Source organism: Streptomyces sp. NPDC004609, from assembly GCF_042873655.1.
GTDB lineage: Bacteria > Actinomycetota > Actinomycetes > Streptomycetales > Streptomycetaceae > Streptomyces.
This window is the reverse complement of the sequence record NZ_JBIALS010000015.1, coordinates 164,538-176,302: the sequence shown is the minus strand read 5'-3', so window position 1 is coordinate 176,302 and position 11,765 is coordinate 164,538. Positions and strand designations below refer to the sequence as shown.

Annotated in this window: 7 protein-coding genes; 3 read left to right on the top strand and 4 right to left on the bottom strand. The window is 71.4% G+C overall.

The features are described from left to right. Positions 1 to 354: 354 nt before the first annotated feature. Positions 355 to 834 (bottom strand): MarR family winged helix-turn-helix transcriptional regulator, encoded by a 480-nt coding sequence (locus ACFYT4_RS17465; protein ID WP_389269276.1) that lies wholly within the window; start codon positions 832 to 834, stop codon positions 355 to 357. A gap of 114 nt (positions 835 to 948) precedes the next feature. On the opposite strand from ACFYT4_RS17465, the gene ACFYT4_RS17460 reads away from it, so the two are divergent. Continuing rightward, the gene (locus ACFYT4_RS17460; RefSeq protein WP_389269274.1) at positions 949 to 2,055 is read left to right on the top strand and encodes an epoxide hydrolase family protein; all 1,107 of its coding nucleotides are present in this window, start codon (positions 949 to 951) and stop codon (positions 2,053 to 2,055) included. A gap of 548 nt (positions 2,056 to 2,603) precedes the next feature. Here ACFYT4_RS17460 and ACFYT4_RS17455 read toward each other — a convergent pair. Next, positions 2,604 to 3,578 (bottom strand): SGNH/GDSL hydrolase family protein, encoded by a 975-nt coding sequence (locus ACFYT4_RS17455; protein ID WP_389269272.1) that lies wholly within the window; start codon positions 3,576 to 3,578, stop codon positions 2,604 to 2,606. An 832-nt stretch (positions 3,579 to 4,410) separates the two neighbouring features. Here ACFYT4_RS17455 and ACFYT4_RS17450 point away from each other — a divergent pair. Both ACFYT4_RS17450 and ACFYT4_RS17445 read left to right on the top strand, forming a co-directional pair. Beyond that, complete coding sequence (locus ACFYT4_RS17450) at positions 4,411 to 6,123, top strand: methyltransferase (RefSeq protein ID WP_389269270.1); 1,713 nt, start codon at positions 4,411 to 4,413, stop codon at positions 6,121 to 6,123. 62 nt (positions 6,124 to 6,185) lie between these two features. After that, complete coding sequence (locus ACFYT4_RS17445) at positions 6,186 to 8,537, top strand: SDR family NAD(P)-dependent oxidoreductase (protein WP_389269268.1); 2,352 nt, start codon at positions 6,186 to 6,188, stop codon at positions 8,535 to 8,537. Between the two features lie 555 nt (positions 8,538 to 9,092). Here ACFYT4_RS17445 and mmuM read toward each other — a convergent pair. Further along, the gene (mmuM, locus tag ACFYT4_RS17440) at positions 9,093 to 10,073 is read right to left on the bottom strand and encodes a homocysteine S-methyltransferase (protein ID WP_389269266.1); all 981 of its coding nucleotides are present in this window, start codon (positions 10,071 to 10,073) and stop codon (positions 9,093 to 9,095) included. A gap of 4 nt (positions 10,074 to 10,077) precedes the next feature. Beyond that, complete coding sequence (locus ACFYT4_RS17435) at positions 10,078 to 11,001, bottom strand: LLM class F420-dependent oxidoreductase (protein WP_389269264.1); 924 nt, start codon at positions 10,999 to 11,001, stop codon at positions 10,078 to 10,080. Positions 11,002 to 11,765: the final 764 nt, after the last annotated feature.

The following is an 11,765-nucleotide window of genomic DNA, read 5'->3' as shown; positions in this document are numbered from 1 at the left end:
CCTCGTACTGGACGTACTTGGGCGATTCCGACAACGCAGCGAGTGTGCGTGCTGGGCGTCGCAGGCCAGGCGGGACTTTCGATACACGCCCTAGTTCGCCGAGGCGCCTCATCGGGCCGATCGGGTGAGCGCCCGAAGGGTCGACGGCAAGAGGCGGGCGCACGTCAGGAGTGGCCGCCGGAAGACGTGATGGCACGCTGGACGTGCCTGGAGGCACGCCGCGTCGACGACCACCACCGGCATCGATCACCGGCGAACCGGCCGGTCAGGCCCCAGGCGCCGGGCCGGCGGACAGACAAGGCGAGCCCGCCCGCCACGCCGCGGCATTCGGGGAACTCCTGGGCGCGCCCCCCGTCAGCGCCACGGCCCTTCGGGGGTGCCGGTTCGCCGGTTGTGGTAGTCCAGCAGCCTGGACAGCAGCTCCGTCAATCGCTGTCGATCCTCGGGTGACAGCGGAGCCAGCAGTTCCTCCTGGGATTCGGCCAGCGGCTTCTCCAGTCGCCGCAGCCGCCGCTTGCCGGCGGCGGTCAGCGAGATGATGTTGCGCCGCCGATCGGAGGGGTCCAGGGCGCGCTCGACCAGGTTGCCATCGGCGAGCTCGTTGATCGTCGCGACCATGTCGCTGACGTGGATGCGACTACGGCGGCCCAGCTCGGCCTGGCTGGCCGGGCCGAACGCCTCCAGCGTCGCCAGCAGGCGGTAGTGGTAGCCGCGGGCGCCGACGGATGAGAACCCGTCGGCCACCAGGCGGTGCGCGTGGTTGGCGGTCTGGGTGAGCAGCCAGCTGGGCAGGCCCTCCCAGCCGGCGGGCGTCTCCTTGGACGGGTTCTCCATACGGCAAGTCTAACGAATCGTTGGCTTCACCAATAATTGCATGTATCGTTTGGCGAGCAAACGTTAGTCGTCCAAATCTTTGGGTGCCAAATGAATCCCCCTGGAGTTGAGATCATGATCAAGCCGTTCAGCATCGATGTCCCCCAGGCCGACCTCGACGACCTGACCGACCGGCTCTCGCGCACCCGCTGGCCCAACGAGGTCGCCGACGCCGGATGGGACTACGGCTTCCCGCTGGCGCGGCTCAAGGAACTGGCCGAATACTGGCGCACCGGCTACGACTGGCGCGCGCACGAAGCCGAGCTCAACGAGCTGCCGCACTTCACCACCGAGATCGACGGCCAGAACATCCATTTCGTCCACGTCCGGTCTTCGAAACCGGACGTGCTCGCCCTGATCCTCACCCACGGCTGGCCCGGTTCGTTCCTGGAGTTCCTCGACGTGATCGAACCGCTGTCGCGCGACTTCCACCTGGTGATCCCGTCCATCCCGGGTTACGGCTTCTCCGGGTCGACCCACGAGCGCGGCTGGGACATCGTCCGAATCGCGCGGGCCTGGGCCGAGCTCATGCGCCGTCTCGGGTACGAGCGCTACGGCGCCCAGGGCGGCGACTTCGGCTCGGGCATCTCAACGGCGCTCGGCGCGGTGGCACCCGAGCAGGTCGTCGGGGTGCACGTCAACTACATGCCGACCCCGCCGGCCCCGGACGCCGACGTCGAACTGTCCGCAACCGATGAAGCCCGGCTGGACAGGATCAAGCAGCTGATGGCGAATCGCCCGCCATATCAGGCGCTGCAGGCCCTCACCCCGCAGACCATCGGTTACGCGCTGACCGACTCGCCGGTCGGCCAGCTGGCCTGGATCGCCGAGCGCTTCGCGCAGTGGACGGACCCTCGCTCGCCGATCAGTGACGATCGGATGCTCACCGACATCTCGCTGTACTGGCTGACCGCCACCGCGGCCTCCTCGGCGCGGCTGCACCACGATGCTCCGCGGCGGACCGAGCCGTGCCGGGTACCGGTCGGCGTGGCGGTGTTCGCGCACGACATCACGCAGCCGGTGCGACCGCTGGCCGAGAGGCTGTACGACATCAGGCACTGGTCGGAATTCGAGCGCGGCGGCCACTTCGCCGCGATGGAGGTGCCCGAGCTGCTCACCGAGGACGTCCGGGCCTTCTTCCTCACCCGCCTCAAGGACGACCACCAGGTCACCACCCGCTAGCGCCGTGTTGTCACCGTCGGCTCCGCTCTTCGCCCTGCGCCGCGGTGATCTCGGTGTGGGGCTGGAGGATCTCTGTGACGAGCAGCGGTCCGTGCTGGAGCCGTTGTTGCCCGGGCAGGTCGGCGGTGCGGCAGCGGAGGGTGATCGACGGGATCCGGCCGCGGGTGCGGGCGGGCGCCCCATGGAGGTATGTCCCGTTGACGTACGGTCTCGTGGCAGTCGGCCCGGTTCCGAATCGGCCACGCGGACACAACGGGAGCGGGGCGAGTGCGGGCCGTGGCCCCACAACGGCTCCCCGGGCTCCGAACCGGCGGTCCGCCACTTCACCGTCACCACCCCTTCGGCTCCGCGGGTGTTCACCACGCCGCAGGAGGGAACGGATGTACGAGTGAGCCCGGACCGAGTCGGTCCAGGCTCACTCGTACAGGGCGGAGGACATCGTCAGCGGGAGATGTCCACGTGGAGGAAGCCGTACCTCTTCCAGAGGCCCGGCGCGGCGTCCGTCGTCCTGGTGTCACACCTCCCGCGAGGCTCCGCCGGGTTGCGGTTCAGTTGACTCCGACGGCGTTCAGGATCGCCGCGGCGACGTGATCGGCGGCGTTCCTGTGGCCCTTGGCGTTGGGGTGGACGAAGGCCGCCTGGTCCGGGAAGGCCGTGAAGATGCCTTCCACCCACTTGCCCGCGTCGCAGACGCTGTGGTTTCGGGAGGAGTCGTAGAGGTCGACGAAGGTGTCCCCACGTCGGCCGGCCGCCTTCTCAACGGCGGTGTTGAGCGGTTCCAGGACGTCGTTGCGGAGCCAGTCCAGGTCTCCTGGGGTGATCGACGCGAACTGCTCCCAGTCGTTGTAGCGGCACTTGGAGGTGTCCTCGGGGATGACGGTGGGGTAGCCGACGGTGACGACCTTTGCGTGCGGGGCACGCTCGTGGAGGGTGTTCAGCATGGCGTCGTAGTCCGTACCCACCTTGGCCAGCCTGCCGGGGATGTCGTCAGCCAGGGCGTCCCGGCACGGTGTTCCCACACCGCCGCTGCCGCTGCCCAGTTGCAGGCAGGTCAGGAGGATCTGGCCGAACCCGAGCGTGTTCCCGCCCGCGCCGACGGTGACCACGTCGGTACCGGGGCCTACCGCCTCGGACTGGGGCGGTACCGGGGGGAACGGGTAGTCCGGGTCCTCGGAGAAGGGCGGCAGGTGGCGGCCGATCGGCTCCTGGGGGTTGGAGGTGATGTCCTCGATGGTGGCCGCGCCGCAGCTGACGTTGGTCAGTTCGATCAGCGAGCCGAAGTCGCGGTCGATGACCTGGGGGTAGGACTGGTCCGTGCGCTCGCACCCGTCCCTGGGAACCTCGAAGGTGTCGCCCGCCGCCGGAATGACCCCGGCGGTGTAGGAGTCGCCCAGCGCGACCCATTCGTAAGCGGCCGCAGCCCCGGCCGGGGGTGCGGCGGCGAGCTGCGCGGGCACGAGGGCCCCTGCGGCGAGAGCCGCAGCGGACCCCAGCACGGCCAGCCGGGTACGCGTCTTTGCCATGAATCCTCCAGAAAAATACCGTCGCCGGCGACATCACCGAGCGTCACTCAAGGCACTTTTGTCATGACGTAACGTCGCATAGGTGCGCGGACCGCCCTGCTGCGTCCTGAACGGACAGGCCCGGCATGCGGACCAGGTGCAGATACCTTTCTTCCCGGCAGGATCCAGCCGGCCGGTCACGGCAGCGGTCCGGACACCGCCCGCACGAATCCACCCGATCCGGTGACCCGGCATCCCCGCCCCGCGACGCCGGCGCACCGACCGCGACGGCACGGGGACGGGACGCCGGGCCCACCGTGCAGCGGGTACCGGGCCGCTGGACGCGCGGGGCCTGTTCCGGTGGTTGACCGGCGTGGCGTTTCTTCAGGTGATTCGCCGCCGCGATCGGGTGACGGGACCTCATCAGCCCCCTGTCCGGGCAAGGGCGGCTGCTACACCACATCCCGTGCTGATCTCTCTGACGCGCATGGCCGCCACCATGGCCCTGGCCCCCCGCTCCCCCTGTCCGCTCCCGCAGCCGCCGACGACGGCGCGGCCGCCGCCTCTACCGTGCTCCCGATCGGCGCGCCGGAGACCGGGCCGCGGCGCACGATCACCGGCGGCATCGGGTCCTCCTCCTACGACGAAGTGGCTCGCTCCTACGACGAAGTGGCCTGGCCAGCCGCAGATCCGGGGATCGACAGGCCAATCAGACAACAGTCCGGGCGGCTGAGTGGCGCGACCGCCCCCGAGCCAACGTCACGGCCTTCGCGGTCAGCGCAGCCGGCTTGGGGAAGCGCCCGGCCGGCCGTTGGCGCCCTTCCCAGCCGACGCAGCACATACGGAGTTTCACATGGCAGTCCGAGACGGCTCGGTGGCCGAGCTCAGCCAACCTGATCAGGCGGCCTTCGACAAGGCACTGGATCTTATGCAGCACAACGACACCGGTGCCGTTCTCGCCGGCCTGCTGCCCGGGCTCACCGGAGAGCAGCGGGCCGCGGTGGCAACTCACTGCACCCTGGTCCACGCGGGCGCCTTGGTCTTCCCCGCTTCGAGCGAGGGCCTTGTGGCGAGCCTGCGGCAGGCGGGACTGGCAGTCGACGACCCCGTGCCCAGCGTGGTCGTCCGGGACCGTCTCGCCGCGCGTTACCGCGTGCCCGCCGCCGAACTGGACGTGGCCATCGTGCACGTACACCTCCCGTCGGGCGGGCACCGTGCCAAGACGGTGGAGCTCTTCGTCCTGCCTGTGCCGCCCGGTTCACCTCGGAGGCGGATCGCCGAGCGCGAGCGGATCGAGCACAACGAAGCGCACCTCGCCCTGGAGGTCGACGGCCGGGACGCCGTCGTCCTGGCCGGCTTGTGCGCGCTGCTGACCGACCAGGGCGGGCTGACGCACGACGGCGGTGGCTACAACGCCCTGGAGGACTGCACCGTGCTGTATTTCCGCAGCACCGGCGCCGTCCTTGCAGATCACCACCGACTGGAGCTCCGGGTTCCTGGCCGGTACCCGGGGACGCACGTGGCGGATGCCGCGGACGGACCGGCGAAGCGGCTGCTGGAACTGATGACCGGAGCCTGGACCACTCAGGCGATCGCGGTCGCTGCCGAGCTGGGGCTGCCCGACCGTCTGCCCGCAAGCGCCGGCAAGCTGGCCGAGGAGTCCGCCGTCAACCCCGATGCGCTGACCCGTTTGCTGCGTTACCTCGCCGCAGCGGGGGTGGTCGCCTCCGATAACGACACCTGGGCGCTCACCCCGGTCGGCGAACCGCTGAGGCGACGAGCCGAGCACTCGCTGCACCCACTCGCCCTGTTGTACGGGGGGCTCTTCTACCAGTCCTTCGCCGAGCTGGCACACGCCGTCCGCACCGGACAGGAAGGCTTTGTGAAGCGTTTCGGAAAGGGACACTTCGACTATCTCGCCGAACACCCGGACCTGGCCGAGCTGTTCGACACGGCGATGGCTGCCGGCGCACCGATGTTCGCTCCCGTCCCTGAGCTGGTCGACCTCCGCGACGCCCGCCTGGTAGTGGACATCGCCGGTGGCAAGGGCGAGCTGCTCAGCCGGTTGCTGAACCACGCACCCTGGCTGAGCGGTGTCCTCCTGGAACGGGCACACGTGCTGGATCGGGCCCGTGTCCACCTGGACACAACCGGTGTGGCCGACCGCTGCGAGCTGGTGGCCGGCGACTTCACCGAGGCAGTTCCGGCCGGTGGCGACATCTACCTGGTCTCCCGCGTGCTGCACGACTGGGACGACGAACGGTGCCTGACCATTCTTCGCCACTGCGCAACGAGCATGCGCCCGGGCAGCCGGCTCCTGGTCGTGGAACGCCTTCTGCCGACAGGCACCCAGCCCGCACTGGCAGTGTCCTGGGACCTGCACATGCTGTGCAACGCGGGCGGCCGGGAGCGTACCGCCGAGGAGTACGGGGAGTTGCTGACCGCGGCCGGATTCGACCTGATCTCGGTGGACAGCCTGCCGCTGGACGGCAGCCTGCTCCAGGCGGTACGCCAACCGGCCCGTCCCTGCGCCGAGCTCACCGGCACTCTGTCCACCCGCGTCTGACCGCCTGCTTTCAGCGAACCGTGCCGTGCCGTCCCGCCCAACCACCCGGCCAGGAGCCCGCAGTGTCCAACGTACCCACCGCACAGCCCTTCCAGATCCCCGACATCACGCTCGCCGAGCTGCTGCTGAGCATGCCGCCCGGCGCCGAGGCCCGGACCGCTCTGATCGACGCGGCCACCGGTGAGCACTGGAGCCACCGTGAGGTGCGACAACGTGCCCTGGCTGTAGCGCACACATTCCGCGCTGACGAGGGAACCCCTGGCGATCGCGTTCTGCTCAGTCTGCCCAACAGCGTCGACTTCGTGGCCGGATTGCTCGGGCTGCTCGCCGCGGGTGCGGTGGTCAGCCCCGTGAGTCACCGCACGCCCGCCCCCGAGCTCACCCGGCACAGCGCGGTGATCGGCGCCCGCCGACTGTTCGCCGGCCCTGGCACGCAGCTCACCGTCCCCCCGGAACAGGGCAGAAAGAACAACGACCAAGAGGCGGCAACCGCAGGTCGGGTCCCCGCGTCCACCGACCTCGCGCTGCTGCCCTGGTCCTCGGGCACCACCGGGAGCCCCAAACCCGTCACCGTCACCCACCGCAACGCGGTGGCGGGTCTCACCCAGCTGTCCGCGGCACAGCCGCTACGCCCCGACGACGTACTGCTCGGAGCGCTGCCCTTCAGCCACCTGTTCGGCATGCAGTACATCCTCAATCACGCACTCATGTCCGGCGCGAGCGTGGTGCTGCTGCCGCGCTGGGACGCCACCGCGGTCCTGCGCGCGGTGGGCGAGTACGGCATCACCCTGCTGCACGCCGCCCCGCCGATGGTCCACGACCTCGCCGAACAAGCCTCCTCGGGCCACTGGGAACTGTGCAGTCTGCAGCAGATCCTCAGCGGCGGTTCCCCCCTGCCGGCTGAGACCGCGGCCCGCTGCGAGCAGGCGCTCGGTACACGCGTCGACGCCGCGTATGGGCTCACCGAGGTGAACGTCTGCCACGTCACCCGGCGTGACGCGATCCGCCGCCCCGGCTCCAGCGGCCATCCGGTGCCGGGTACCGAGTACCGCGTGGTGCCACCCCGCAGTGCCGGCGCGAGCCATCACGGTCAAGGCCACGATCACGGCGAAGCCGGGCAGGACGGCCGGCCGGAGCGTGTGGGCGAACTGCTGCTCCGCGGACCACAGGTGGCACAGAACTACCTCGGCGCGGACGGCCGGCTGGTTCAGATCACCGACGCCGACGGCTGGCTGGCCACCGGCGACCTGGTACGGGTGGACGAGGACGGCTGCCTCTACGTCGTCGACCGGCTCAAGGACCTCATCAAGTACAACGGGCACCAGGTCTCTCCCAGTGAGGTGGAAGCGGTACTGTGCGACCACCCGGCCGTCGTGGACGCGGTCCTGGCACCGGTGCCCGACACGCGCGCCGGGCAGCTCCCGGTGGCCTGCGTGGCCCTGGCATCCGGGACCCGGCTCACCCCGGACCTGGCCGAAGAGCTCAAGGAGTACGTCGGGTCCCGGCTGGCCGCCTACAAGAAGCCCCGCCAGATCACACAGGTCCCCAGGATCGAGCGCACCGCATCCGGCAAACCGCTGCGCCGCCTGGCCGTCCCCTCCGCGGCTCCCTCACACGCCGGCGCCGCGGTCCCGCCCGCCCTCGCCGGACGGACTGCACTGATCACCGGCGGCTCGCGAGGCCTGGGCCGGGCCCTGGCCGGGACCTTCCTTGACCACGGCGCCAGAGTCGTCGTCACCGGCCGCGACCGAACGGCGCTGGCCGAGACCGACGCGGAACTCGCCTCACGCGGCGAACTGCACACCTCCTCGGTGGACATCACCGACCACAAGGCACTGCACGACCTGGCCGAGCGACTACGGGTCGACTGGGGAGGAGTGGATGTCCTCGTGGCCAATGCCGGCACGGACGGGCCGGTCGGTCCCGCCTGGGAGAACGACCCCGCCCAGTGGTGGTCCGTACAGGAGACGAACCTGCGCGGCACCTTCCTCACCTGCCACGCCTTCACGCCGCAGCTGATCGAAAACAAAGGCCGGATCGTGGCCATCGTCAGCCATGCCGGCCGGCACCGCTGGCCCCACATGTCGGCCTACTCGGTATCGAAGGCCGCGGTCATCAAACTCGCCGACAACCTGGCTGCGGAACTGCGCCCCCACGGTGTGCCCGTCTTCGCGTACCACCCGGGCCTGCTCACCATCGGGATGGCGGCGAACCAGATGAACGGTACGCCCGAGCGCAACACCTGGGAGGAGCGGATCCAACGCTGGTACCTGCGCGAGCACGCCGCCGGCCGGACCACGCACACCGACCTGAGCACCCGCGGTGCACTGCTCCTGGCAGCGGGTACCGCCGACCATCTCTCCGGCCAGTACCTGACTCCCGACCATCCGGATCTCACCGGCCCCCCGGCGTAGGACGCCACTCCGCCCGAGCCGGAGCCGGAGCCGACTGCCCGGAACGCCTGAGCCGGCGATGCCGCAGAACACCAATCCCGTCACTCATGTTCCATGCCCCCGACGGCGACGGCCTCCGCCGTTGCCAGGTGGCACAGGGGCGGTGTCTGAGGACTGAGGTCCGTGTCTCGCCTCATGCCGTGATGATCCTGGTGTGGGGCGAGCGCTCGGACCGCGTCCGGTGCCGCGCGTCCCGGCCCGCGTGCCGGGGACCCGGGGCCGGCCGCACAGGTTGAAGATCAGGCCAGACGACACTGTCGGCCCGCGAACTCCCGGCCACCCCGGAGCCTCGCGGCCACCAGGCCGCTCGCCTTAGCCGAGTCCAGCCGCACCGTCGTGCCCTTGACACCGGCAGAGGCCCTGGGGGCCATCGGCAGCGCTCCGCCATCGAGCCCGCCGCGCTCGGCGAGCAGACATCCCAGCCCGTAGCGGGAAAGCGCGTCCCGCCCCGGGGAGCGGACGGCGGCCACGAACAGCCGGAAGCCACCCGCGAGTTGTCTGCTCCCTGATTCCGGGCTAGAAGCCCCGGGTCTGCTCCGTCTGACGGGTCGGGAGGGCCGTCCGGCCGCCGGGCGCGTCCCCGGCGGCCGCGGTGAGCGCGGCCAGCTCGCCGATGGCCGCGGGGCCGACCCGGCAGCAGCCTCCGACCAGCCGGGCCCCGGCCGCCATCCAGTCCCGTATCCGCGCGGGATCGGAGGCCGGGTCGAAGGTGGGCCGGCCTCGCCACGCCCGCGCTCCGGCGTCCCACACGTCTCCGCTGTTCGGATAGACGACCATGGGCTTGCCGCCGGCCCGCGCGGCCGACTCCACGGCCTGCCGGACCTCGTGCGACTCACAGCAGTTCACGCCCACGGCGATCACCTGGTCGAGCCCCGACACGAGCCCGAAGGCCGCCGCGAGATCCTGCCCCGCACGGGTGCGCCCGCCGCTGACGGTGTACGAGAGCCACACGGGCACTCCACAGCCCTCGGCCGCCCTCAGCAGCGCCTCCGCCTCGTCCGCGTCCGGCACCGTCTCCAGTGCGAGCACATCGGGTCCGGCCGCGGCCAGCGCCTCGATCCTGGGCCGGTGGAAGCGCTCCAGCTCGCGCCCCGACAGCCCGTACCGGCCGCGGTACTCGCTGCCGTCGGCCAGCATCGCGCCGTACGGCCCCACCGAGGCCGCGACCCACACCTCCTCCTCCGTCGTCTCACCGGCCTTCCTCGCCAGGCGCACACTGCGGGCCAGCAGCCCGGCGGTCGCCTCCCGCCCCATACCCCGCCGGGCGAACCCCTCGAAGGTCGCCTGATAGGAGGCGGTGATGAGCACCCGCGCCCCCGCCCGCACATAGGCCCGGTGCGCCGCCTCGATCTGTCCGGGGCCGTCGGCGAGGAGGCGTGCCGACCAGAGGCCGTCGGACAGATCGCACCCCTGGGCCTCCAGTTGGTTGGAGATGCCCCCGTCGAGCACGACCGTGCCCTCGGCGAGAGCCGCGGCGAGCGTACGGGCGGGGCGCACCGGATCAGCCCAGCTGTGACTGGACCTGGGCCGAGATCAGCTCCAGATGGTCCAGGTCGTGCAGATCCAGGACCTGGAGATAGATCCGGGAGGCGCCGATCGCCCCGTACCGGCCGATCTTGTCGACGACCTCGGCGGGCGAACCCGCCAGCCCGTTCGCCTTGAGCTCGTCCACCTCCCGTCCGATGGCGGCGGCCCGGCGGGCCACCTCGGCGTCGTCCCTGCCCACGCAGACGACCAGGGCGTTCGAGTACACGAGGTCGTCCGGCGCCCGCCCGGCGGTCTCGGCCGCCGCCTTCACCCGGCCGAACTGCCGCTCGCTGTCCTCGACCGAGGCGAACGGGATGTTGAACTCGTCCGCGTACTGCGCGGCCAGCCTCGGGGTGCGGGTGGCCCCGTGCCCGCCGATCAGCACCGGCACCTTGCCGTCGACCGGCTTGGCAAGCGCGGGCGAGTCGGTCAGCCGGTAGTGCGTGCCGTCGTACGAGAACGTCTTGCCGGGCTCCGTGGCCCACAGCCCGGTGACGATCGCCAGTTGCTCCTCCAGCCGGGCGAACTTCTCCTTGGGGAACGGGATGCCGTATGCCCTGTGCTCCTCCTCGAACCATCCGGCGCCGATCCCCAGCTCGACCCGGCCGCCCGACATCTGGTCGACCTGGGCGACCTGGATGGCCAGCACTCCCGGCAGCCGGAAGGTGCCCGCCGTCATCAGCGTGCCGAGGCGGATCCGCCGGGTCTCCCGGGCCAGCCCCGCCAGGGTGATCCAGGCGTCGGTCGGCCCGGGCAGCCCGTCGGCGCTCCCCATCGCCAGATAGTGGTCCGAGCGGAAGAAGGCGTCGAACCCGAGGTCCTCGGTGGCCTTGGCAACGGTCAGTAGGGTGTCGTAGCTCGCCCCTTGCTGGGGCTCGGTGAAAATTCGCAGATCCATGCGTCCATCCTGCACCCTCGGACACCACCCGACCCCGCCACCCCGGCCAGGCCCCCACCGGCTCGGTCGGATGAAACCGTGGCCCCGCGCCACCCGCCCCTGGCGACCGCCACCACCGCCCTTCCGGCCGGTGCCCGTAGGGGCGTCGCGAGGAGGGTCGCGCGCCCGCACCGGTGCCAGGGCCGGCCGGGACTTCCGCCACGGGACCCGGTTCCCTCGCCACCGACCCGCATCACAGGTACCCGGCCCGGCCCGAGGGCCGAGCCCCGCCCGCCGCACGGAACGGCGCGCCGAGAACCGGCCCCGGAGCCAGACGGCAAGGACTTCGGTCACCGGACGCTTCACCCGCTGCCCCGGTCGCGGGGCCACACCGCCGCCGGACCGGCCCGGGGGCAGGGGGCCGCCTGGGGGCCTCGGCAGGGCACCCCGGGCGGCCCCCCTGCCGACGAGGACCCGTTCACGATGGACCCGCCGCCGAGTCCACCGCGTCCGGGACCTCCGCCGGACCTCTGCCTGCCGGGGGGCCGCCCGGACCGCCCGTGCCGGGAACGGCCCCGGAACGGAGTCGGGGGCCGCCGGGACCCGGACCGCCGGTGCCGGGAAGCTCCCCGGGGCCACCGGGCCGGGGCGGCGGCCGGGGCACATACGACGCCTCGGAAGCGTCGGGCCGCTCCGTGGCGGAAGGGCCGTCCTCCCGCGCGGGACCGGAGCCGTCCCGCGCCGGACCCAGGCCGTCCCGCGCCGGGCCCGACGACTCACCGGAG